This is a genomic window from Kutzneria kofuensis (genome assembly GCF_014203355.1).
Lineage (GTDB): Bacteria > Actinomycetota > Actinomycetes > Mycobacteriales > Pseudonocardiaceae > Kutzneria > Kutzneria kofuensis.
In genome coordinates this window covers 3,564,130-3,586,981 of record NZ_JACHIR010000001.1, presented here as the reverse complement: position 1 = coordinate 3,586,981, position 22,852 = coordinate 3,564,130, and the positions used below count along the sequence as shown (strand labels likewise).

General features: G+C 70.9%; 23 protein-coding genes. 12 read left to right on the top strand and 11 right to left on the bottom strand.

Going from position 1 to position 22,852, the window contains the following annotated elements; genetic code table 11:
• The 4 genes from BJ998_RS16410 to BJ998_RS16395 all read left to right on the top strand — a co-directional run bounded on the left by BJ998_RS16410 (window position 1) and on the right by BJ998_RS16395 (window position 4,801).
• A complete protein-coding gene (locus tag BJ998_RS16410; protein WP_184862643.1) occupies window positions 1-786 on the top strand; it encodes an HAD-IIA family hydrolase in 786 nt (261 codons plus the stop codon).
• 132 nt (window positions 787-918) lie between these two features.
• Entirely contained in the window at window positions 919-1,716 is a 798-nt protein-coding gene (locus BJ998_RS16405; RefSeq protein ID WP_312890147.1) for a metallophosphoesterase, read from the top strand.
• A gap of 83 nt (window positions 1,717-1,799) precedes the next feature.
• Window positions 1,800-3,434 (top strand): AMP-binding protein, encoded by a 1,635-nt coding sequence (locus tag BJ998_RS16400; RefSeq protein ID WP_184868703.1) that lies wholly within the window; start codon window positions 1,800-1,802, stop codon window positions 3,432-3,434.
• Window positions 3,435-3,493: 59 nt separating this feature from the next.
• Window positions 3,494-4,801, top strand: a complete 1,308-nt coding sequence (locus BJ998_RS16395; protein WP_184862641.1) for a M14 family zinc carboxypeptidase — start codon at window positions 3,494-3,496, stop codon at window positions 4,799-4,801.
• A gap of 133 nt (window positions 4,802-4,934) precedes the next feature.
• Here the strand turns inward: BJ998_RS16395 and BJ998_RS16390 are convergent, their stop codons facing one another.
• From BJ998_RS16390 to BJ998_RS16370, 5 genes are all read right to left on the bottom strand, one after another.
• A complete protein-coding gene (locus tag BJ998_RS16390) occupies window positions 4,935-5,450 on the bottom strand; it encodes a hypothetical protein (protein WP_184862639.1) in 516 nt (171 codons plus the stop codon).
• Complete coding sequence (locus BJ998_RS16385) at window positions 5,425-6,612, bottom strand: YncE family protein (protein WP_246488605.1); 1,188 nt, start codon at window positions 6,610-6,612, stop codon at window positions 5,425-5,427. The genes BJ998_RS16390 and BJ998_RS16385 overlap by 26 nt, the downstream gene beginning before the upstream one ends.
• Before the next feature lie 4 nt (window positions 6,613-6,616).
• Complete coding sequence (locus BJ998_RS16380; protein ID WP_184862637.1) at window positions 6,617-7,384, bottom strand: polysaccharide deacetylase family protein; 768 nt, start codon at window positions 7,382-7,384, stop codon at window positions 6,617-6,619.
• Window positions 7,385-7,517: 133 nt separating this feature from the next.
• Window positions 7,518-8,459: a R2-like ligand-binding oxidase gene (locus tag BJ998_RS16375; RefSeq protein WP_184862635.1), complete on the bottom strand. Its 942-nt coding sequence runs from the start codon at window positions 8,457-8,459 to the stop codon at window positions 7,518-7,520.
• Window positions 8,452-9,048 carry a TetR/AcrR family transcriptional regulator gene (locus BJ998_RS16370; protein WP_184862633.1) on the bottom strand — a complete coding sequence of 199 codons (597 nt, stop codon included), beginning with the start codon at window positions 9,046-9,048 and terminating at the stop codon, window positions 8,452-8,454. Before BJ998_RS16370 ends, BJ998_RS16375 begins: the two co-directional genes overlap by 8 nt.
• An 81-nt stretch (window positions 9,049-9,129) precedes the next feature.
• Between BJ998_RS16370 and BJ998_RS16365 the strand changes: the two genes are divergently transcribed.
• Window positions 9,130-9,762, top strand: a complete 633-nt coding sequence (locus tag BJ998_RS16365; protein WP_184862631.1) for an HAD family hydrolase — start codon at window positions 9,130-9,132, stop codon at window positions 9,760-9,762.
• Window positions 9,763-9,764: 2 nt separating this feature from the next.
• Here BJ998_RS16365 and BJ998_RS16360 read toward each other — a convergent pair whose 3' ends face one another.
• The gene (locus tag BJ998_RS16360; protein ID WP_184862629.1) at window positions 9,765-9,977 is read right to left on the bottom strand and encodes a hypothetical protein; all 213 of its coding nucleotides are present in this window, start codon (window positions 9,975-9,977) and stop codon (window positions 9,765-9,767) included.
• 117 nt (window positions 9,978-10,094) lie between these two features.
• On the opposite strand from BJ998_RS16360, the gene BJ998_RS16355 reads away from it, so the two are divergent.
• Window positions 10,095-10,481 carry a cold-shock protein gene (locus tag BJ998_RS16355; protein WP_184862627.1) on the top strand — a complete coding sequence of 129 codons (387 nt, stop codon included), beginning with the start codon at window positions 10,095-10,097 and terminating at the stop codon, window positions 10,479-10,481.
• A gap of 43 nt (window positions 10,482-10,524) precedes the next feature.
• Here BJ998_RS16355 and BJ998_RS16350 read toward each other — a convergent pair whose 3' ends face one another.
• The 3 genes from BJ998_RS16350 to BJ998_RS16340 all read right to left on the bottom strand — a co-directional run bounded on the left by BJ998_RS16350 (window position 10,525) and on the right by BJ998_RS16340 (window position 13,701).
• Complete coding sequence (locus BJ998_RS16350) at window positions 10,525-11,001, bottom strand: DUF2771 family protein (protein WP_184862625.1); 477 nt, start codon at window positions 10,999-11,001, stop codon at window positions 10,525-10,527.
• 214 nt (window positions 11,002-11,215) lie between these two features.
• Window positions 11,216-12,796, bottom strand: a complete 1,581-nt coding sequence (locus tag BJ998_RS16345) for an MFS transporter (protein ID WP_184868701.1) — start codon at window positions 12,794-12,796, stop codon at window positions 11,216-11,218.
• A gap of 155 nt (window positions 12,797-12,951) precedes the next feature.
• Complete coding sequence (locus BJ998_RS16340; RefSeq protein WP_184862622.1) at window positions 12,952-13,701, bottom strand: glutaminyl-peptide cyclotransferase; 750 nt, start codon at window positions 13,699-13,701, stop codon at window positions 12,952-12,954.
• Window positions 13,702-13,756: 55 nt separating this feature from the next.
• Here BJ998_RS16340 and BJ998_RS16335 point away from each other — a divergent pair, with 55 nt between their 5' ends.
• Complete coding sequence (locus tag BJ998_RS16335) at window positions 13,757-14,512, top strand: DUF3027 domain-containing protein (RefSeq protein WP_312890146.1); 756 nt, start codon at window positions 13,757-13,759, stop codon at window positions 14,510-14,512.
• A complete protein-coding gene (locus BJ998_RS16330) occupies window positions 14,509-17,460 on the top strand; it encodes a sacsin N-terminal ATP-binding-like domain-containing protein (protein ID WP_184862618.1) in 2,952 nt (983 codons plus the stop codon). The genes BJ998_RS16335 and BJ998_RS16330 overlap by 4 nt, the downstream gene beginning before the upstream one ends.
• On the opposite strand, the gene BJ998_RS16325 is transcribed toward BJ998_RS16330, so the two are convergent.
• Entirely contained in the window at window positions 17,457-18,389 is a 933-nt protein-coding gene (locus BJ998_RS16325) for an oxidoreductase (RefSeq protein ID WP_184862616.1), read from the bottom strand. The two genes, BJ998_RS16330 and BJ998_RS16325, sit on opposite strands and share 4 nt — an antisense overlap.
• Window positions 18,390-18,461: 72 nt before the next feature.
• On the opposite strand from BJ998_RS16325, the gene BJ998_RS16320 reads away from it, so the two are divergent.
• Complete coding sequence (locus tag BJ998_RS16320; RefSeq protein ID WP_184862614.1) at window positions 18,462-19,310, top strand: sigma-70 family RNA polymerase sigma factor; 849 nt, start codon at window positions 18,462-18,464, stop codon at window positions 19,308-19,310.
• Here the strand turns inward: BJ998_RS16320 and BJ998_RS16315 are convergent.
• Window positions 19,307-19,588 (bottom strand): DUF2530 domain-containing protein, encoded by a 282-nt coding sequence (locus BJ998_RS16315; RefSeq protein WP_312890145.1) that lies wholly within the window; start codon window positions 19,586-19,588, stop codon window positions 19,307-19,309. The genes BJ998_RS16320 and BJ998_RS16315 overlap by 4 nt on opposite strands.
• A gap of 20 nt (window positions 19,589-19,608) precedes the next feature.
• Between BJ998_RS16315 and BJ998_RS16310 the strand changes: the two genes are divergently transcribed.
• The 3 genes from BJ998_RS16310 to BJ998_RS16300 are packed head-to-tail and all read left to right on the top strand — an operon-like array spanning window position 19,609 to window position 22,845.
• Window positions 19,609-21,060 carry an NCS2 family permease gene (locus BJ998_RS16310; RefSeq protein WP_184862612.1) on the top strand — a complete coding sequence of 484 codons (1,452 nt, stop codon included), beginning with the start codon at window positions 19,609-19,611 and terminating at the stop codon, window positions 21,058-21,060.
• A gap of 17 nt (window positions 21,061-21,077) precedes the next feature.
• On the top strand, window positions 21,078-21,512 hold the full coding sequence (locus BJ998_RS16305) for a MarR family winged helix-turn-helix transcriptional regulator (protein WP_184862610.1): 435 nt from the start codon (window positions 21,078-21,080) through the stop codon (window positions 21,510-21,512).
• A gap of 16 nt (window positions 21,513-21,528) precedes the next feature.
• Window positions 21,529-22,845 carry an MFS transporter gene (locus BJ998_RS16300; RefSeq protein ID WP_312890144.1) on the top strand — a complete coding sequence of 439 codons (1,317 nt, stop codon included), beginning with the start codon at window positions 21,529-21,531 and terminating at the stop codon, window positions 22,843-22,845.
• Window positions 22,846-22,852 lie beyond the last annotated feature (7 nt).

Sequence of the window (22,852 nt, the reverse complement as noted above, 5' to 3'; positions counted from 1 at the left end):
ATGGCCTGGAACTACCTGATGGACATGGACGGTGTGCTGGTTCACGAGGAGCACATCATCGCCGGCGCGGACCAGTTCCTCGGCGAGCTCCGGGACCAGGGCATCCCGTTCATGCTCCTGACCAACAACTCCATCTACACCCCTCGCGACCTGCGGGCCCGCCTGCTGCGGACCGGCCTGGACGTGCCCGAGTCGTCCATCTGGACCTCGGCGCTGGCCACCGCGAAGTTCCTGGACACCCAGCGGCCCGGCGGCTCCGCGTACGTCATCGGCGAGGCCGGGCTGACCACCGCGCTGCACTCGATCGGGTACGTGCTCACCGACAGCGACCCGGACTACGTCGTCCTCGGCGAGACGCGGACGTACAGCTTCGAGGCCATCACCAAGGCCATTCGGCTGGTCGACGGCGGTGCGCGGTTCATAGCCACCAACCCCGACGAGACCGGGCCCAGCCGGGAGGGGCTGCTGCCCGCCACCGGCTCCGTCGCCGCGCTGATCGCCCGGGCCACCGGCCGTGAGCCGTATTACGTCGGCAAGCCCAATCCGCTGATGATGCGCTCCGCGCTGCGGGCCATCGGCGCCCATTCCGAGAACACGCTCATGATCGGCGACCGGATGGACACCGACGTGCGGTCGGGTCTGGAGGCCGGCCTGCAGACCATTCTGGTCCTTTCCGGCATTTCCGGCGCGGACACCGCCGAACGCTTCCCGTACCGGCCGACCCTGGTGATCGACTCCATCGCCGAGCTCGTCGGCCGCGCCGCCGATCCGTTCAAGCGCGACTAGTCACGCTGCGTGGTCGGTCGTTCGCGGACCGCTCGAAACCGTGAATCCGCAGCTCACGGAGATCATTTCGATACGCTCCGGTGACCGGGCTGGTCGGCGGTGCACCCCGCCGACCGCCTATCGTCTCTCACTGTGGGCGACGACGAACGAGACGGGTCGGTGTTCGTGGTCGGAGATGTCCATGGCCACCTCTCCGAGCTCATCACCGCACTTCACTCCGCCGGGCTGACCACCCCCGAGGGCCAGTGGTCCGGCGGCCGGCACCGCCTGTGGTTCCTCGGCGACTTCGTCGACCGGGGCCCGGACGGCATCGGCGTCATCGAACTCGTCATGCGCCTGGCCGACCAGGCCGACCGCGCCGGCGGCTTCGTCGGCTCGCTGCTCGGCAACCACGAGGTGCTGCTGCTCGGCATGCACCTGTTCGGCGACACCCCGGTGCCCTCCGACTACGGCTTCCGCAGCTTCGCGCGCAGCTGGCACCTCAACGGCGGGCAGCTCAACGACCAGACTCGCCTCACCGACCGGCACGTGCGGTGGCTCACCGACCGGCCCGTGGCCGTAGTCGTCGACGACCACCTGCTCCTGCACTCCGACACCACGGCGTATCTCTCCTGGGGCGACTCTGTCGACGAGGTCAACGCCGCCGTGCGGGCCATCCTGCACAGCCGGGACCTCGCCGACTGGTGGGACTGCTGGCACAAGATGACCACCCGCTTCGCCTTCCGCGGCGCCACCGGCGCCCAGACCGCCGACGAGATCATGGGCAAGTTCGGCGGCAAGCGGATCGTGCACGGCCACAGCATCATCGCCGACCAGCTGGGCATCGAGCCGGAGCAGGTGGACGGGCCGCTGTCCTACGCCGACGGCAAGGTGCTGGCGGTGGACGGCGGCCTGTTCGACGGCGGGCCGTGCTTGGTGGTCGAGCTCTGAGCCGTATCGGGGAGTGACCCGCCTCCCGCCGTCACCCCCGCTCGGGGGTGGCAGTGGTGCGCGTCACAGGCGAGGATGGCGGCATGGTCGCGCTGCCTGCTTACGCCTCGGGAACCTCGGACGTGCCGCTGCTCGGCGACACCATCGGCGCCAACCTGGACCGCACGGTGGCCACCTTCGGCGAGCGGGAGGCGCTGGTGGACTGCGCCTCGGGTCGAAGGTGGACGTACGGCGAGCTGGCGGCGGACGTGGACGCGGTGGCGCTGGGGCTGCAACGGCTGGGCGTGGCCAAGGGCGACCGGGTGGGGATCTGGGCGCCGAACTGCGCGGAATGGGTGCTGACGCAGTACGCCACGGCGAAGCTGGGGGCGATCCTGGTCAACATCAACCCGGCCTACCGGGTGCACGAGCTGGAATTCGTGCTGAACCAGGCGGAAGTGGCCACGTTGATCGCGACGCCGGCGTTCAAGACGTCGGACTACGAGGCGATGATCGACGAGGTGAGGCCGAACTGCCCGGCGCTGCGGACGGTGCTGCTGATCGGACGTCCGGAGTGGACGGACATGGTGGAGCGCGGGCGGGCGGCGGAGCGGGAGTCGCTGACGTTGATCAAGCTCTCGCCGGACGACCCGATCAACATCCAGTACACGTCGGGCACCACGGGCTTCCCCAAGGGCGCGACGTTGTCGCACCACAACATCCTCAACAACGGCTACTTCGTGGGCGAGCTCTGCGGGTACACGGAGCATGATCGCGTCTGCATCCCGGTGCCCTTCTACCACTGCTTCGGCATGGTGATGGGAAACCTCGGCGCCACCACCCACGGCGCGTGCATGGTGGTGCCCGCGCCGGCGTTCGACCCGAAGTCCACATTGGACGCGGTGCAGGCCGAGCGCTGCACCTCGCTCTACGGCGTGCCGACGATGTTCATCGCCGAGCTCTCGCTGCCGGACTTCGAGAACTACGACCTGTCCAGCCTGCGCACCGGCATCATGGCCGGCTCGCCGTGCCCGGTCGAGGTGATGAAGCAGGTCATCGACCGGATGGGCATGGCGGACGTGACCATCTGCTACGGCATGACGGAGACCTCGCCGGTGTCCACGCAGACCCGCGCCGACGACACGCTCGACCGCCGGGTGTCCACGGTCGGCCGGGTGCACCCGCACCTGGAGGTCAAGATCGTCGACCCGGCGACCGGCCTCACGGCGGCCCGCGGCGAGCAGGGGGAGCTGTGCACCCGCGGCTACTCGGTGATGCTCGGCTACTGGGCCCAGCCGGACAAGACGGCCGAGGTGATCGACGCGGCCCGCTGGATGCACACTGGCGACCTCGCGGTGATGGACGACTACGGCTACGTCGCGATCACCGGCCGGATCAAGGACATGGTGATCCGGGGCGGCGAGAACATCTACCCGCGCGAGGTGGAGGAGTTCCTCTACACCCACCCGGACGTCCTGGACGCGCAGGTGATCGGCGTGCCGGACGAGCGCTACGGCGAGGAGCTGATGGCGTGGATCCGGATGCGCCCCGGCGCCGAGCCGATCACCGTCGAGCAGGTCCGCGGCTTCTGCGCCGGAAAGCTGGCGCACTACAAGATTCCCCGCTACGTGCACGTGGTCGACGAGTTCCCGATGACGGTGACGGGCAAGATCCGCAAGGTCGAGATGCGGGAGCGGGCGGCGGAGATCCTCCGGGCGAACCAGACGAACGGCGGGTAGTCAGGCGCACATACCGTGTCGGTATGGTTACGCGGCGCCATCCGATGGGAGGAGCCGCCATGAGGCCACGCGCCCTGATCCGCATTGCCGCTTCGGTCGCCGCACTGCTGCTCGTCGGGACCGCGTCCGCGGCCGCCGGCGACGACACACCCGTGATGTGGCGGGTGCCCGTCAGTGGCGACCAGGCCAGCCGGCTGGTCGCCGCCGGCTTCGACGTCGCCGAGAGCGGCGCCGACGGGGTGGCCTACGTGACCGGCACCAACCAGACCGCGCAGTCGTTGCGGGAACTGGGATATCGGCCCACCCAGTTCGACACGATCTACAAGGACCTGCCGCAGCAGCGCGCCCTGGCCGCCGGCACCTTCTACGGCGGCTACCGGGCCGTGCCCGATCAGGAGCAGCACCTGAGCCAGGTCGCGAGCGCACACCCCGACCTCGCCACGGTGTACGACATCGGCGACTCATGGCTGAAGACCAAGGGGCGGGGCGGCCATGACATCAAGGCCATCTGCCTGACCAAGAAGAAGTCCGGCGACTGCACGCTGAGCACGACCTCGCCGAAGCCGAAGTTCACGCTCATGGCGCAGATCCACGCCCGCGAGATCGCCACCGGCGAACTGGCCCAGCGCTGGATCGACTACCTGGTCAACGGCTACGGCTCCGACGCAACGGCAACGTCCATTCTGGACACCACCGAGGTGTGGGTGATCCCGATCGCCAACCCGGACGGCGTGGACGTGGTGGCCTCCGGCGGCAACTCGCCGAAGATGCAGCGCAAGAACGTCGACAACGCCCGCGGGTGCAGCGGCGTCAACATCGGCATCGACCTCAACCGCAACTCCACGTTCAAGTGGGGCGGCGACTCGAACGACCCGTGCGCCGAGACGTACCAGGGGACGGCCAGGGGCAGCGAGCCCGAGGTCACCGGGCTGGAGAAGTTCTTCCGGTCGATCTACCCGGTGCAGCGCGGCACCGGCGACAACGACCCGGCGCCGGTGACCGCGCGCGGCACGATGATCACGCTGCACAGCTTCGGCAACGACATCATCGTGCCGTGGGGCTGGACCGAGAAGAAGTCCCCGAACGACGCGCAGCTGCGGGCGCTGGGCCAGAAGATGGCCGCCTCCAACGGATACGTCGTCGACACCAACGGCGGCACCGTCGGCTACTCGACGCCCGGCACCACCGACGACTTCACCTACGGCGTGCTCGGCGTGGCCAGCTTCACCATCGAGGTCGGCCCGGACAGCGGCAGCTGCGGCGGCTTCTTCCCGAAGTTCTCCTGCCTGGACAGCAAGTTCTGGCCGGAGATGAAGGGCGCCTTCACCGCCGCGGCGCAGGCGGCCGCGGCCCCGTACAAGCAGTAGCCCGAACCGTCGAACGGCCCCGGCGCCACCAGGCGCCGGGGCCGTTCACTGTCCGAAATGGATTGATCACCCGATCTAGCGATACAGAATCGGCTGCCGTCTCGCTCGGGCTACACCATGATCACGGTGTGACTCATCGGGAGCTACCAGCCAGCGGTCGAGGATGCTTCGCCGCGGTCATGATCGCGCCCATCGCCGCGTTCGCCGGCCTGATGGCGCTCACCACGTTGCTGGCGGCACACGACGACCAGGCCGGCGGTCCGGTGTTCGGGCTGCCGCACGCGACAAGGGTCAGCGAGACCACGCCGTTGGAGACGGACGACAGCGAGGAGCAGCCCGGCGTCACGATCGCCGAGCAGCCGCTCGCCCTGCACAAACCCGCAACCGGCAAGCCGGGCGTCGGGCCGACGACAACCGTCACGGTGCCGTCGACGGTCGTGGCGTCCTCCTCGACGAGCGCGGTCGCCGGCCCGCCGACACCGTGCACGGGCCGGACAACGCCGGCGACCACCACCACGGCGGCGCCGACGACCACGACCACGCCGCCGCCGACGTCCGCCACGACGACCACCGCCGTGCCGACGGCAACGACCACGACCACCGTCGCGCCGACGACAAAAACGTCAACGAGTGATGCCGGTGTGCCCAAGCGAGTACCGCCCCGGAAGCGGCCACACGCATAGGCCGTGCGGCTGGTTCCCGGCGGGGATCTTCTTCAGCAGCGAGCCGTCCTTGGTGGACAGCACGTAGATCGCCTTGTCGTAGCGGCCGGACAGCCACAGCTGCGAGCCGTCCGCGGTCACGTTGCCCATGTCCGGGCTGCCGCCGCCGGGGATCCGCCACTTGGCCTGCACGGCTCCGGTGTAGGAGTCGAGCACGCTGATCGAGCCCTCGTGCCGGTTGGTGACGTACAACTGCTTGGCGTCACGGGAAAGGTAGATCCCGTGCGCGCCGCCGCCGGTCGGGATGAAGCGCAGCACCTTCGTCGCCGCGCCGTCGAGCACCCACAGGCCGTTGGCGTCCGAGTCGGCGATGTAGTACACGGAGCCGTCCGGCGCGAGCTTGATGTCCTGCGGCCCCATCACGGTGTGCCGCTGCGGCATGTCGATCATGCGGAGCAGGCGGTGCGACGCGATGTCGACGACGGCGACCCGGCCGGCGAACTCGCACGTGAACACGGCGGTCCTGCCGTCGGGGCTGAAGTCGGCGTGGTCGATGCCGGCGCAGTCCGGCACGGCCGTCTCGTCGTGCTTCTGCCAGGTATGCGGGTCGTACCAGACGAGCTTGCGCATCCGCTCCGCCACCGAGATGGCGAACTTGCCGTCCGGCGTGAAGTACATGTTGTACGGGTCGATCACCGGGATCTGCTTGCCCGGCTGGCCCGTGCGCGGGTCGAACGGCAGGAGGTGATCACCCTCGTCGTCGGTGGCGTACAGGGTCCGCATGTCGTACGACGGCACCACGTGCTGAAGTTCCTTGCCCGCCGGGTACTTCGCGACGACCTGGAACGTCGCCGGGTCGATCACCCACACGTCGCCGGAACCGCTGTGCGGCACATAGACCAGCGGCTTGTCCTGCTTCACGGCGTCCTGCACCATGTTCACGCCCGCGTCGGCGTACACGTCGTGCGGATCGGACACCGGCGGCATGCCGGCCAGACCGTCCACAAGGGACTTCGCTGTGGTTGTGGTGGTCGGCGGCGTTGTCGTCGTCGTGGTCAGCGGCGGCTCCTCGGCGGCGGGGGCCGAGGAGCACGCGGTCAGCGCGGCGACGCAGGCGAGCGCGAGCAGCGCCCGTCCGGGGATGGGCAACTTCTCACCTCAGCAGTTCGGTCGCGGTCACCGGGGTCAGGCCCCGGGCGGCGAGATCGGTCAGGATGCCGGGCAGCGCCTGCACGGTGCCGGGATGGCCCAGGTGCATGCTCACCACGCTGCCCGCCTTGGCGGCGCCCGCCGCCCGGCGGATCGCGGCCGCGCCGGGATCCGTCCAGTCCAGGGAATCCACGTCGTAGGACAGGGTCCTGGCGTAGCCGGCCTTGCCGGCCGCCGCGAGCTCACGGGCGGTGGCATGCTGTCCCTGCGACTGGCGGAAGAACGTGCCCGGTGTTCCGGCCACTGTGGACAGTGCGTCCCGGCAGCGTTCGATCTCGGTGAGCATCGGACCCGGCTGGTAGCTCTCCAGGTCCGGGTGGCTCCAGGTGTGGTTGCCGAGCTCGTGGCCGCCGTCGCGGACCATGCGCGCGCCGTCCGGGGTGGCCTGCAGCCAGGTGCCGACGGCGAACACGGTGATCTTGGCGTCGTGCTGGGCCAGCAGCTTGAGCACCTGGCGGGTGATGTCCAGCGGGCCGGCGCCGTGGAACGTCAACGCGACCTCCGGCCGGCCGCTCGACGCCCGCACGACCTCGACCGCCGGTCCGCCCGGGGTGGCGGTGGTGGTCGTGGTGGTGGTGACCGGCGGCGTTGTCGTCGTGGAACGCGTCGTCGCGCTGGGGGTGGGAGCGGCAGTCGGCGGTCCGGAGCACCCGGCCAGGGCGGTGGTCGCGGCGATTCCGAGCGCGGCTCGACGAGTGATACGCCGGGTCACGCCGTAAGTATGGCTAGTGCCACGTTGAGGGTGATCACGACCCCGGCGATCAACAGCACCAGGGCCCTGGTCGGATCCGCGCCGACGGCCAGCACGAGGATCGCCGGCAGCAGCGTCGCCCCGCCGCCGGGGGCTAGATCTCCGCCAGCGCCGCCGCGTCCTCGGCGCCGAACTGGTCCTCCAGGCGTTCCGGCATGTAGTCCAGGTCGATCTTGGACACGTCGGCGCCGCGGGCCGAGTCGATCGCGCCCAGCCGGCGCTGCGCGCGCTCGCCGGCGTACCCGACGAACTCCGTCACCTCGAGGTCGAAGGCGGTCTGGTCGACGTGGTCGAGCACCCACTGGATGGCGCCGAGCGCGTGCGGCACCAGCTCGCCCATGCGCTGCGTGACGATGTCCCAGTTGGCGTCGTCGGCGGCGACGTGCCGGCGGCAGGTGAAGGTGCCCCACGCCATGTGCCGGCGCTCGTCGTCGCCGATGCGGCGGACCAGCTCCTGCATCCCCGGCAGGATGCCACGGCTCTTGCACACCTTGTTCCACGCGTAGTAGCCGGTCAGCGCCAGCGTTCCCTCGACGATGTGGTTGTAGGTGACGCTGGCCCTGATCTGCGCCGCCGGGCTGTGGTCGTGCTCCAGCAGCCGCAGCGCCGCCGGCAGCTCCTCGTAGAAGATCGTGCGGTAGCCGGGGTTGTCGGCGACGTAGGCGTGCAGGTCCTCGGTCAGGCCGACGGCGTCCATCCAGCGCCGGAAAACCTCGGTGTGCCGGGCCTCCTCGTACGCGAACTGCGTGAGATACATCTCGTCGCCCATGCGGCCCTCGGCCGCCATCGCCCGCATGAACGGCTGGATGTCCTCGGTGACGGCCTCCTCGCCGGCGACGAACATCGCCACCAGGTAGGTGGCGTTCTCCCGCTGCGCGTCGGTCAGCTCCGCCCAGTCGTGCGCGTCCTGGCCGAAGTCGATGTCGGCGGGGTTCCAGAACCTGGCGTTGCCCTTGGCGAACAGCCGCAGCGGCAGGTGGTCCCAGTCGAAGCGGCCGCGCAGCGAGTGGAATCCGGTCCGGCGCAGGTCAGTCATCAGGGGCCTCCGGGATCAGTCGGCGCATCAGGGCGGTGATCGTGGCGACGGCCTCGTCGACCGTGCCGGTGGGCGTCAGCAGGTGGCTGACCGTCAGCCGCATGCCGGCCTCGGCCAGCAGCCGGATCTCCCTGTCCGGCAACCACGGCATGCGAGGCCGCCACAGCTCCGTGAGCAGATCGACGGCGGGCATCAGCACCGGCCGTCCCTTGGTGGTCAGCAGTGGCAGCAGGTCTTCGGCGTCGGTGCCGGTGAGGATGGCGTTGACCAGCCGGTTCTCCGTGGCGTGGGTCAAGGTGTGACGCACCGCCGCTGCGATGCCGCTGTGCACGTCGTCGGCGTCGGTGAAGCGCTGCGCCACGCCCTCGAGGAAATCGGCGACCGTGTGCGCGGCGACGGCGTTGACCAACGCCTCCTTGGTGCCGAACTCGTTGTGCACGGTCTGCCGGCTCACGCCGGTCGCCGCGGCGACGTCGGCCATCCGCAGCCCGCGAAAGCCGCGGTCGGCGAGCAGGTCCGCGGCGGCGTCGAGTAGCTGGGTCCGCAGCGATTCCCGTACCCGCTCGACGAAGGGTGTGACCTGGTTCACGTCCTCAGCTTGACATTTGTCGGCGTCATGTCAAGTGGCTGGACACGAAAAGGGCTCGTGTCAACAGCTAGGGTGCGAAGCGTGGCGCTGACCGTCGGATTCGACCTGGACATGACCCTCATCGACGCCAGGCCCGGTGTGGCCGCGGCCATCGACCAGGTAGGCGCCGAGTTCGGCGTCCCGCTCGACGGCTCGGACTTCGCGTCCCGCCTCGGGCCGCCGCTGCAGGACATGTTCCGCGACGCCGGCATGGACGAGGCGATCATTCCCGCGCTGATGGACCGCTACCGGGCGCTGTACCCGACCGTCGTGATCGCCACCACCGTCGCCATGCCCGGCGCCGAGGAGGCCATGGCCGCCGTCCGCGAACGTGACGGCCGCGTCGTCGTTGTCACCGGCAAGTTCGAACCCAATGCCCGACTGCACGTCGAGGCCCTCGGCTGGCACGTCGACCACCTTCGCGGGGAGCTGTGGTCCTCCGCCAAGGGCGCTGTGCTGCGCGAGCAGGGCGCGTCGATCTACGTCGGCGACCACGTCGGTGACGTCCACGGCGCTCTGGACGCCGACGCCGTTTCGGTCGCTGTCACGACCGGGCCGTGCGATCGGCGCGAACTCGTGGACGCCGGCGCCGAGGTGGTCCTGACCAGCCTGGAGCAGTTCCCCGCCTGGCTGGCCGACAACGCGGGCCGGTTCGTGGAACCGATGGCCGGCTGACGTCAGGCGCGGCGGCGGTTCTGCAGGAACACCGCGACCAGGCCCAGGGCCAGGCCGATCGGGGTGAGCACGACGCCGGCGAGGTTGAGCCACAGCGGCAGGTCCCGTGCGCCGCTGGCGTACAGGGCGAAGATCACCGCCAGCGCCACCAGGCCCAGCGCGAAGATCACCATGGACAGCGGCATCAGCTTGCCGCCGGGCGCAGACCTCGTCATGCCGTCAGCGTAACTCGACGAGGCCCCGACGCCGCCGTCGATGCCCTACCCTTGAGGTTCGCGCCCTGGGCACGGTCCCCGGGCGCGTTCGTTGTGTGCAGCGGAGAGGTGAGGACAGTGCCGACCGGCAGGGTCAAGTGGTACGACACGGAAAAGGGATTCGGCTTCGTCACCCAGGACGGTGGCGAGGACGTCTACGTTCGTGCGTCCGCGTTGCCACCCGGGGTCGCGGGCCTGAAGACCGGCCAGCGCATCGAGTTCGGCATGGCCGAGGGCCGGCGCGGTCCGCAGGCGCTGTCGGTGCGGCTGGTCGACGCCCCGCCGTCGGTGGCGGAGGCCAAGCGCCGTCCGGCCGAGGAGCTGCACGGACTGATCGAGGACATGATCAAGGTGCTCGAGGCGAAGGTCCAGCCGGACCTGCGTCGCGGCCGCTACCCGGACCGCAAGACGTCGAAGCTGATCGCGGAGCTGGTCCGCGGCGTCGCCAGGGACCTCGACCCGTAAACCCGGGTCGCCCGGCGGGAGGCGAGCCTCCCGCCGGTTCCGCTCAGCCGGACTGACCCGCCACCGACAGGACCCAGCTCGCGCCGACGACGAACTGCGGCTCACCGGTGTTCGGGTTGAGCGTCATCACGCCGGCGTAGCGCTGCACCTCGGCGGTCTCCAGCTGGCCCCCGGCCGGCACCGCCAGCGTGTACGCGAGCCGCTCGCCCCGGGCGAACACACTGCTGCGCTCCTGCTGCTCCTGGCCGTTCAGCTTGTACTTGAACACCACCTGCCACGCGGCGTCGCCGACCTCGGTGGGCACGGAGATCTGCAGCGGCTTGTTCGGCGGCACCGCCAGCGTCGCGCCGGCGGACGGGTCGACCGCGCACTTGTCGACCCGCAGGTCGCAGTACTCGGACGGCCCCGTGACGGCGGTGGTGTTCACCGCGAAGAAGGTCACCTGCGGCAGCGGCGGCGCCGAACACGCCGAGGCCAGCACCCCCGCTCCGGCCAACACCAGCGGGACAAGGCGTTTCACGCTCACATCCGCCGAGCCTACGGGAGACGGTCCCTTGGCCACCGGGGCGGCCCAGCGCACATGAGCCACTCATGTGGCTACCAGCGCCACGTAAGCCACTCATATGGCTGCCCCAGCGCCACGTGAGCCACTCATGTGGCTGCCAGAGGCAAGTGAGCCACTCAGGTGGCTGCCAGGGGCAAGTGAGCCACTCACGTGGGCGTCGGTTGCCTCGCTACTGCGGCGGACCGGGTGCTGCTGCGCCGGGAGCGGGTCGGTGGTGGTTGGGGCGAGTCACCGGATCCGACTTCAGCGGCCGCCGCCGGCCCAGCCACGGCAGCAGGGTGCTGTCCCGGTTGACCATGACGGTCTGCGCCAGCCCGGCGGCCAGGCACAGCCCGATGACGGCGAAGCCGATCCAGTACTGGGCGGGCAGCAGCACGCCGAGCGCCCCGCCGAAGACCCAGCCGAACTGGAGGATCGTCTCGGACCGGCCGAAGGCCGACGCCCGCGACTGCTCGGGGAGGTCGTCCTGGATGGTGGCGTCGAGGCTGATCTTGGCCAGCGCGCTGCCGACGGCGCCGACGAGGGCGAGGGCCACCACTGTCGGCACGCCGGGGAGCAGGGCGGCGATCACGGTCATCCCCAGCACGGCGCTGAGACAACTGATGATCACTTGGTCGGGGCGGCCGAACTGTATGCGCGCGCCGATGCCGTTGCCGAGGAAGTTGCCGAGGCCGGCGGCGGCGCCGATGAGCCCGAGCAGCAGGATCTGTTCGAGCGGGGCGTGGTCGCGCTCGGTCTGCGCCTTGATCACGAAGGCGGCGAACAGGGTCAGGAACCCGGTCAGCACGCGAATCGTGCCGTTGCCCCACAGCGCCATCACGACCTGACGCCCCAGTGGCTGCCGGGTCTTCTGCCGGGGCTCGGCCCGCAGCGACGTCGGCACCTCGCCCTCGGTGACCTCGACCCAGGCGGGAATCCGCAGGCAGAGCACGGCATCGGCGACGCAGAGGATCGCCGTGAACCACAGCGCGCCCGGTGAGTTGAACAGCTTGGCGAAGCCGGCGGCCAGCGCGCCGAACACACCGGCGGCGGCGAGGCCGAACACGGTGAGCCGGGCGTTGGTCTTGACCAGCGTGATGTCCGGCGGCAGCACCCGCGGCGTCACGGCCGCCTTGAGCACGTTGAACGACTTGGACAGCACCATGACGCCCAGCGCCGCCGGGTACAGGCCCCAGTCGTCGAAGTGCAGCGCCATGACCACGGCCAGCAGCGCCTGCCCGAAGCAGGAGACGGCCAGAGCGAGCCGTCGGCCGTGCTGGATGCGGTCCAGCATCGGACCGATGATCGGCGCGATCACGGCGAACGGCGCGACCGTGATCAGCAGGTACAGGGCGACCTTGCCCTGGCTCTCGCCGGTCGCGGCGGAGAAGAACAGAGTGTTGGCCAGCGCGACCGCCAGCGTGGCGTCGGTCGCGTAGTTGAGCATCACGGCCCACGTCAGCGCCGCGAGCCCGGACTGGTCGGCGCCGTCGGCGTGCAGGGCGCGCCGGAACGCCTCGACGCCACGCTGTCCCAGCTGCCGACTGCGGAACACCGCGACCCGGGTCACGGTCAGCTTCTTCGGCGTGCGGGGCCCGCTCGACGGCTGCTCGGGCGGCACGAACCGGTGCCCCTGCTGCGGAGGCGGCGGCGCCTGCCGGTACGTGGGCGGCGGCTCAGGCGGACCCTGCCGGTACGTGGGTTCCTCACGCCGCGGGGGAGCCGTGCGATAGGTCGGAGGTTCCTCCTCCTGCCACGGGTACCGCCGCATCGGCCGCGTCGGCGGCTTGGGCGCGTGCGACCACTCGGCGACCAGATCCGGGTCGTTCTGCCCGGACTGCTGGCGCCGTCGGCTGGCCCCGCCCCAGCCGCGCCGGGGCCGGCCGGGGTCGGAGTGGTCGGCGGTCACCCCTCAATCCTGCCGCACTAGGAGCCGTCGCGTACGAACCTCACCCGGTACGCAAGGGGCCAACGCTTGCCGGTGACGAGGAACTGGCCGGGGTCCGGCGCCACCGAGATGCCGTTCAGCACGTCGTCAGGGGCGGTGTCGCCGGTCGGACCGAGCTTCGACAGGTCGGCCACGCCCTGCACGGCGCCGCTGGCCGGATCCACCCGAATGATCGTTTTCGTGGGGTACACGTTGGCCCACACCGAGCCGTCGACGCACTCCAGCTCGTTCAGCCGGCCCTGGTAGTCGACCTGCACGTGCCCGGTCACGGCGAACGTCGACGGGTCGCGGAAGGTCAGCAGCGACGTGCCGTCGCTCATCACCAGGCGCTTGCCGTCGTAGCAGAGGCCCCAGCCCTCGTCCTGGTACGACGCGGTGCTGACCTGCTGAAGCGTTGCGCGATCACGCAGCATCGCCACGTTCTGCTGCCACGTCAGCTGCCAGATCTTGTCGCCGACCACGGCGATGCCCTCGCCGAAGTAGTCCGGCGGCAGGGCGACGCTCTTGACGACCCGCCCGGTCCGCGGGTCCACGGCGCGCAGCGTGGAGGAACCGGTCAGCCCGGTGCTCTCGTAGAGCACTCCGTCGGCCAGTTCGTAACCTTCCGTGAAGGCCGACGTGTCGTGCGGGATCGTGCCGAGCACCTCGACCCGCAGGTGCGGGGGTCCGCCGGGCGCGGCGCAGGCCGTGACCAACACCACGGCAAGTGACAGCAGGGCTGCGCGCATCTCAAGAGCGTGACACGTGTGCATCGGCGTTCCCCGCGTGCGGCACAATCGACGGGTGACCGCACCGACCACCAGTGAGCAGCCCCCGAACCCGGTCCTGGCATCGGTTGTCGAGCTGGCCAGGGCCGCCGCCCAGCAGGAGGCCGGCGACGAGCCGATCGGCGCGCACGCCGGCGTCCTCGCCGAGGATGAGGCGTCGGTCACACACCTGTTCGAGGCCTCGCACCCCGGCTACGACGGCTGGCGCTGGGCCGTGACCATCGCGACCACCGGCGGCGACGAGGACCCGGTGACGATCAGCGAGGTCGTGCTGCTGCCCGGCCCCGACTCGCTGGTGGCGCCGGACTGGGTGCCGTGGGGCGAGCGTGTCCGCGCCGGCGACCTCGGCGTGGGCGACCTGATGCCGACGACGCCGGACGACCCGCGGCTGGTGCCCGGCTACCTGGAGTCGGACGACCCGGCGGTGGAGGAGGTCGCCCGCGAGGTCGGTCTCGGCCGGGTGCGGGTGCTGTCCCGGTTCGGCCGGCTGGAGTCGGCCCGCCGCTGGGAGGGTGGCGACTTCGGGCCGCGCAGCGACATGGCCCGCAGCGCGCCGGCCGCCTGCGGCACGTGCGGCTTCTACCAGCAGTTGGCCGGCAGCCTGGGCGGCGCGTTCGGCGTGTGCACCAACGAGATCACGCCCGCGGACGGCCATGTCGTGCACGTGGAGTACGGCTGCGGCGCGCACTCCGAAGCCGAGGTCGACACCGGATCGCCGGTGCCGGTGGCCGAGCTGGTGTACGACGACAGCGAACTCGAAGTCGAGCAGTGAGCGATTTCGGCGTCACCGACCTGCGCACCTCCGTCCTCCAGGCCTGGCGCGGCTCGCCGACCCGGTTCCGTGAGGACGCGAACGCCGAGGAGGACCTGCGCCTCGGCGGCTACCGCGACCGGCTGCTGGTCGAGCTGGCGCAGAACGCCGCGGACGCGGCCGGCTCCGGCGGCGTGCTCCGACTGTCCGTTGTGGACGGTGAGCTGCGCGCGGCCAACACCGGCGCGCCGCTGACCGAGGCCGGCGTGGCGGCGCTCGCGTCGTTACGGGCCTCCGCCAAGCGCGGCGCCCGCACGGTCGGCCAGTTCGGCGTCGGCTTCGCGGCCGTGCTGGCGGTCACCGACGAGCCGCGCGTGGTGTCCACGACCGGCGGCGTGGCCTTCTCCGCCGCCAAGACCCGGGAACTGGTCGGCGACCTGCCCGAGGTGGCCGAGCGCGACGGCGCGGTGCCGGTGCTGCGCCTGGCCTGGCCGGTGCCGGACGACGAGCCGCCGGTGCCCGAGGGCTTCGACACGGAGGTGCGGCTGCCGCTGCGTCCGGAGGTCGACGCCGCCGAACTGCTGGCCGAATGCGCCGCGGAGACCCCGGATCTGCTGATCGCCCTGCCCGGGCTGAGCCGGATCGAGGTCGGCGATCGCGCGTGGTGGCGTGAGGACGCGGAGGACGGCACCGTTGTGCTGCACGGGCCGACCGGCCGCGTCCGGTGGCTGCTGCGGCGTGCCTCCGGCGAGCTCGACGCCGCCGTGATCGAGGGGCTCGGCGTCGAGGCGCGGCAGCGGCCGGAGTGGTCCGTGTGCTGGGCCGTGCCGATCGACGACGAGGGTGTGCCGCGTCCACTGGACGAGGACGTGCTGCACGCGCCGACGCCCACGGACGAGCGACTTTCCTTGCCGGCAAGGCTGTTGGCGACGATTCCGGTCGAAGCTTCCCGTCGCCGGCTGATGCCCGGCGCCGCCACCGACGCCGTGCTGGCCGCCGCCGCGCGGGCGTATTCCGAGCTGGTGCTGGCCGTCAAGCCGGAACACCGGACGCTGCTGGTGCCGCTGCCGGACTTCCCCAAGTCCGAAGTGGACGGTCAGTTGCGTGCGCTGGTGACGTCCGAGCTGCGCACATCGGTGTGGCTTCCGTTGCAGGAGGGCGGTTTCGGTGCTCCGGCGCGCTCGCGTGTGCTGGACGTGCTGGCCCCGGAGCTGGCCGACATGCTTGCCGACATCGTGGACGGCCTGGCCAAGGCTGAACTCTCCGGCGTTCCGCACGCCCGACAGCTGGCCGCGCTGGAGGTTCCGCGGCTGCGGCTGTCCGAGATCGTCGCGATCGTCTCCGGTCAGGACCGCGAGCCGGCGTGGTGGGCGCGGCTGTACGCGGCGCTCGATCCCGTGGCGGAGCAGGATTCCACCGCCCGCGAGGAGCTCGGCGGCCTGCCGGTGCCGTTGATCGACGGCCGGACCGTCACCGGTCCCCGGGACGTGCTGCTGCCGGACTTCGACCAGGAGACGCTGGCCGAGCTGTCCACAATGGACGTCACTGGGCTGCGGGTCGCACATCCCGACGCCGTGCACCGGTTGCTGGAGCGGCTCGGCGCGCGGTCGGCCGGCCCGGCGGACCTGCTGGACGCCATGCGGACCGCCGTCGAGCGGAGCATGGACGACGCCGAGTCCGGTGTGGACACCACGTCGCTGGTGGACACCGTGCTGTGGCTGACCGAGTCGACCGGGGCGCGGCGCGGCGAGCGGCCGTGGCTGGGCACCCTGGCGCTGCCCGACTCCGACGGCGAGTTCCGGCACGCCGACGAGCTGATCCTGCCGTCGAGCCCGCTGCGTGAGGTGTTCGCCGACGACGTGATCGGCAAGGACGCGCCGCTCGGCGTGCTTGCCGACGAGCTGGCGTCGCGCTGGACGCCGGACGTGCTGGCCGCGGTCGGCGTGATCGACTCGTTCGTGGTCGTCTTCGACGACTCGCCCGGCGGCCCCGATCACGAGCTGGCCGACGAGGAGGCGTGGTGGGCCGCCGTCGACGGCGACCTCAATCCGCCGTCGACGTTCGCCGGCGTGCGTGACCTCGATCTTGTCGCCGACGACAAGTGGCCGGACGCGCTGCGGCTGCTGGCCGCGGAACCCGAGACGTGGCAGGCGATTCTGCTGCCCGGCGGCTACACCTCGTGGTGGCTGGCCCGCAACGCGCGGCTGGCCGGGGAGTCGCCGCGGTCGTGGCGGCTGCCCGACGCCGACGCGCTCGCCGGTGTCTACGACCCGATTCCCGATGTCGGCGTGCGCACGGATCTGTTGGCCGCCATCGGTGTTCGCGCCGAGCTCGTCGTCACCGATGCCGCCGACGTCACGGATGTGTTGCGGCGCTTGGGAGATCCCGAGCGGGCTGTGCCGCCCGGCGTCGCGATGCGGGCCCATGGCGTGCTGGCCGAGGCCGTTCGCTCCGGCGTCGTCGACGCCGGCGACGTCGAGCTCGACGAGCGGGTTCGGGCGCTGAGCGGCGCTTCCGTCTCCGGCGAGCAGACCGTTGTGCTCGATTCCCCTTGGCTGCTGGCCGCTTTCGCGCCCGACCAGGTCGTCGCCGCCGATCCCGACGACGCCGAACCGCTGGCCGAGCTGCTCGACCTGCCGCTCGCCGCCGACGAGGTCGACGCCGACGCGCTGATCGGCAACGGGCAGCCGGTGAGCTGGTCCGACCTCGGCGCCGTCGTCGCCGCCAGCGAGCTCCTCGACCGTCCGGTGCCCGACGGCCTGGTCGTCGTCTACGACGAGCTCGCCGTCCGACGCGGCGACACCCGCTACCACGTCGCGTGGTGGGTCACCGAGGACGGTGTCGTGCACGCCGAGGACACTCCCGCCGGCTTGTCCCGGGCGCTCGCGTGGGCCGTCGATCGCTGGCACGACCGACACCTCCTCGCCGCCCTCCTCGACGACCCGACGGCCGCGACGTACCTGTCCTAGACGTAGCCGGCGGGTCCTCCCGTGTAGTTGAACGCCTTGTCGGCCACGGACAACTCCTGGTCGAGGGCGAAGCGGGTGACCAGGTCGGGGTTGGCGATGAAGTGCCGGGCGAACGAGACGGCGTCGGCGAGGCCGGACTCGACGGCGGCCTCGGCCGACTCCCGGCCGAATCCGTTGTTGGCGATGAGGAAGCCGTCGAAGAGCTTGCGGTAGCGGGTGAAGGCGTCGAGGTCGAAGCGCGTGGGCCCGCGAAGGTGTAGGTAGGCGAGGGAATCGAGCCGGCGGACGAGGTCGTCGTAGCGGGAAAGGGTTTCCTCGTCGGGAACGTAGTCCGGGCAGGCGGGCGTGCTGTCGGTGGCGGTCCAGTACGGGGAGAGGCGAACGCCGACGCGGCAGCCGGTGCCCAGCACGGCGTCGAGAACGTCGAGCAGCAGGCGAGGGCCGGCGCGGTAGGCGTCGGTGCGGCGGATGAGCCGCGGATTCAGGAACTGCGCGATGAGGTACGTCCCGTTGGCGGCGATCTCGACTCCGTCGAAGCCGGCACGCCGGGCGTTCCGGGCGGCGGTGCAGTAGTCCGCGATGGTGGCGGTGATTTCCGGCAGCGTCAGTGGAGTGGCGCCGGCGTGCCAGAGCTGCACCATGATCCGGCCGCCGAGGGCGTGCACGAGGTCGGTGACCCGACGCCAGCCCGAGACCTGCTCCTCGGCGAACAAGCCGGGCACGTTCGGATAGGCGCCGATCGCCTGCGGGCTGATCCACGTGCCCTCGGCGATGATCAAGCCGGCGGCGGCCCGCCGGGCGTAGTGCAGGGCGTGCAGTTCGGACGGCACGCAGCCGCGGCAGCGGGTGGTCGGCGCCATCACCACTCGGTTGGGCAACACCAAGTCACCCAAGGTCACGGGGCGCAGCAACGCGCTACCCTGGCTCATCAGCCCCACTCCTCGTCGCGTCGGTCGTTCGGTGGCACGACACAGACGGATCGCGACGGGGAAAGGTGACCGATGCCCGACGACATGGCGCTCGCCGAACGGTTCGAGGCGCACCGGCCGCTGCTGCGCGCGGTGGCCGGCCGGATGCTGGGCTCCACCGCCGAGGCGGACGACGCCGTGCAGGAGGCCTGGATGCGGCTGAGCGCCGCCGACGGCATCGACAACCTGGAGAGCTGGCTGCGCACGGTCGTCTCCCGGATCAGCCTCGACATGCTCCGCAGCCGCAGGGCCAAGCGCGAGGAGCCGATCGACTGGCACCCGCCCGCCGAGGTCGACGGCCCCGAGCGGGAGGCCGTGCTGGTCGACGAGGTCGGCCGGGCCATGTTGGTGGTGCTGGACCGGCTGGGCCCGGCGGAGCGGGTGGCGTTCGTGCTGCACGACATGTTCGCCGTGCCGTTCGAGGAGATCGCCCCGATCGTGGACCGGACGACGGCGACGACGAAGAAGTTGGCCAGCCGGGCGCGACAGCGCGTACGCGGCTCCGAACCGCCGCCGGATGCCCCCGAGCAGAAGAGCGTGGTCGAGGCGTTCCTGACAGCCTCACGGGAGGGCGACCTCAAGGCCTTGCTCGAGGTTCTTGACCCGGACGTGGTGCGCAGAGCTGACGCGGTTGCGCTGCCGAAGGGGCGTAGCACCCTGGTCCGCGGCCGGGACGCGGTGGCGCGAGAGATGCTCGTCCTGGGCAAGCGCGCGATCTACGCCGAGCCTGCCCTGGTGGGCGGCAAGATGGGCGCGGTCGTCGCGCCGAACGGTCGGCTTCAGCTGGTGTTGGCGATCACCGTCGAAGGCGGGCGGGTGGCGGGGTACGACGTGATCGCCGACACGGCCAGGCTCCACAACACCGAAATCACGCCGCTCTAGAGCAGTCCCTCCTGGGCGGTGCGGGAGCCACGGCGGGCGGCGGAGCGCTGCCAGCGGAAGACGCCGTAGCCGACGAAGCCCAGGCCGAAGCCGGCGAGGCAGGACCAGGTCCACAGGGGTGGGGCGCCGACCAAGAGCATGATCACGAAGGCGACGAGGAAGGCGACGGTGCCGACGACGACCACCGGCACCGGGTCGGTCAGCGCCCGGGGCAGCGGCGGCGGGGTGGGTGCGGTAACCAGGTCGTTACCGTGCTCCTCTTTGGACTTCTCGGCCACGTCAGGCAGGCTACCGCGCCATGAGGGCGAACGCGCTGGACCGGTTCTTCAAGATCAGCGAACGCGGCTCGTCGATCGGACGGGAGGTCCGCGGCGGGCTGGTGACATTCGTCGCGATGGCCTACATCGTGGTGCTCAACCCGCTGATCATCGGGAGCTTCTCGGCGAACGACCCGGGGGCGCACAAGGACGTCCTCGGCGGCATCCTGCCGGTGCCGCAGGTGGCGGCGGTCACGGCCCTGGTCGCGGGCGTGATGACGATCCTGATGGGGCTGCTGGCCAACTATCCGTTCGCGCTGGCCACCGGCCTCGGCCTGAACAGCCTGGTCGCGGTCACCATCGCCCCGCAGGTGACCTGGCCGGAGGCGATGGGCCTGGTCCTGGTCGAGGGCCTGATCATCGTGCTGCTGGTCTTCACGGGCTTCCGCACGGCGGTGTTCAACGCGGTGCCGGCGGAGCTGAAGTCGGCGATCGCGGTCGGCATCGGCCTGTTCATCTCGCTGATCGGCCTGGTCGACGCGGGCTTCGTGCGCCGGCTGCCGGACGCGGCGCACACGACGGTGCCGGTGGGCCTGGGCATCAACGGCTCGATCGGGTCCTGGCCGACCTTCGTCTTCGTGATCGGCCTGGTGATCACCGGCATCCTGGTCGCGCGCAAGGTCCGCGGCGCGATCCTGATCGGCGTGCTCGCCTCGACGGTGCTCGCGATCGTGGTGGAGGCGATCTTCCACGCCGGCCCGTCCAACGGCACCAACCCGCAGGGCTGGGACCTGGGCTACCCGGCGCTGCCGCAGCAGATCCTCGGCCTGCCCGACCTGTCGCTCGTCGGTCACGTCTCGTTCGGCGCCTGGACCCGGCTGCCGGCGATCACCGTGCTGCTGCTGGTCTTCACGCTGGTGCTGGCCGACTTCTTCGACGCCATGGGCACGATGACCGGCCTGGGCAAGGAGGCCGGGCTGCTGCGGGCGGACGGCCAGCTGCCGAAGGTCGGGCCCGCGCTGTTCGTGGAGGGCCTGGCCGGCGCGGCCGGCGGCTTCGGCTCGGCCAGCTCGAACACGGTGTTCGTGGAGTCGGCGTCCGGCATCGCCGAGGGCGCGCGCACCGGCCTGGCCAACATCGTCACGGGCGTGCTGTTCCTGGCGGCGATGTTCCTCACGCCGCTGTACCAGGTGGTGCCGGTGGAGGCGGCCGCGCCGGCGCTGGTGATCGTCGGCGCGCTGATGATCAGGCAGGCCACCGGCATCGACTTCACCGACTTCCGGATCGCGCTGCCGGCGTTCCTGACCATCGTGGTGATGCCGTTCACGTACTCCATCGCCAACGGCATCGGCGCCGGCTTCATCAGCTACGTCCTGCTGGCCGTGGCCACCGGCGGGGCGCGCAAGGTGCACCCGCTGATGTGGGTGGTGGCTGTGGCGTTCGTCGCGTACTTCGCGGTGGGCCCGATCGAGACGGCCCTGGCCGGTAGTTAGTGAGGTATGCTAACTACATGGCGGAACCCGAGTCGACCGAGCCGTCGCTGGCCAGCCGGTTGCGGCTGGCCGTGGTGCGGCTCAACCGTCGGCTGCGGGCCCAGCGCACCAACTCGTCGGTCACGCTGACCCAGGTCTCGGCCCTGTCCGCGCTGCGCAAGTGCGGGCCGCTGACCCCGGGCGAGCTGGCCGCGAAGGAAGGTGTCCAGCCCCCGTCGATGACCAGGGTGATCGCGGCGCTCGAGGACTACGGCTTCGTGTCCCGGCGCCCGCACCCCACCGACGGCCGGCAGGCCATCGTCGAGCTGACCGAACAGGGCACCGCCTACCTGCGGGCCGAGGTGTCGGCCAGGGAAGCCTGGCTGGACTCGCGCCTCGCGGATTTGGATTCCGACGATCGGGAGCTGCTCGCCAGGGCGGCGGAGATCATCGACCGGATGGCGGGCCAGTAAAGGGGGCGGCGGACGAGTGCCGGCATACGCGGGGAGCACCGGAACAGAGCAGAAGCACACCTCGGAGACCCCGCGCACGACCGGAATGTTCGGTTCGCTGCGTGAACGCAACTACCGGCTCTTCGCCAGCGGGCAGATCGTCTCGCTGATCGGCACCTGGATGCAGCGCGTCGCCCAGGACTGGCTGGTCCTGGAGCTGTCCGGCAAGGACCCGGTCGCGCTGGGCGTCGCCGCCGCGCTGCAGTTCTTACCCACGCTGTTCCTGTCCTTGTGGGCCGGCGTGCTGGCCGACCGGATGGACAAGCGCAAACTGCTGATGCTACTGCAGGCCTCGATGGGACTGTGCGCCCTGGGGCTGGGCCTGCTGGACGTCACCGGCGTCGCGCAGCTGTGGCAGGTGTACCTGTTCTGCCTGGTGCTGGGCTGCTTCTCCGCGGTGGAGACACCGGTGCGCCAGTCGTTCGTGGTCGAGATGGTCGGCAAGGCCCAGGTCACCAACGCCGTCGCGCTGAACTCGATGACCTTCAACCTGGCCCGGATCGTCGGCCCGGCCATCGCCGGCGTGCTGATCACGCTGATCGGCACCGGCTGGGTGTTCATCGGCAACTTCGTCAGCTTCGTCGGCGTGCTGACCGGGCTGGCCCTGATGGACCCGTCCCGGCTGCACCGCGGCACGCCCGCGCCGCGCGAGCGCGGCCAGCTGCTGGAGGGCCTGCGCTACGTGCGGGGACGGCCCGACCTGGTGATGCTGATGGTCCTGGTGTTCCTGGTCAGCACCTTCGGCATGACCTTCTTCACGACGCTCGCGGTGGCCGCGGCCAACGTCTTCCACCAGGACGCCGACGGCTACGGACTGCTGTCCACGATGCTCGCCGTCGGCACGCTCAGCGGCGCCACCATGGCCGCGCGACGCAGCACGCGCGGCCGACCCCGGCTGCGCATGCTGTTCATCGGCGGGCTGGTGTTCGGCGCGCTGGAGGTCGTGCTCGGCGTGATGCCGACGTACCTGGCGTTCGGGCTGATGCTGATCCCCATCGGCGCCGCGCTGATGACCTTCACGACGACGGCGAACAGCACCGTGCAGCTGTCGGTGTCGCCGCAGATGCGGGGCCGGGTGATGGGCCTGTACATGCTGGTCTTCCTCGGCGGCAACCCGATCGGCGGTCCCCTGACCGGCTGGTTGGCCGACGCCTTCGGCGGCCGGGCCCCGTTCATCGCCGGCGGCGTGCTGTCGCTGGTGGCGACGACCGCCTGCGCCCTGGTCCTGATGCGACGGGCGAACATCAGCCTGCGGTCGCTGCTGTGGCGGCGGACGGTCCCGGAAAAGGTGTGAAAGCGCC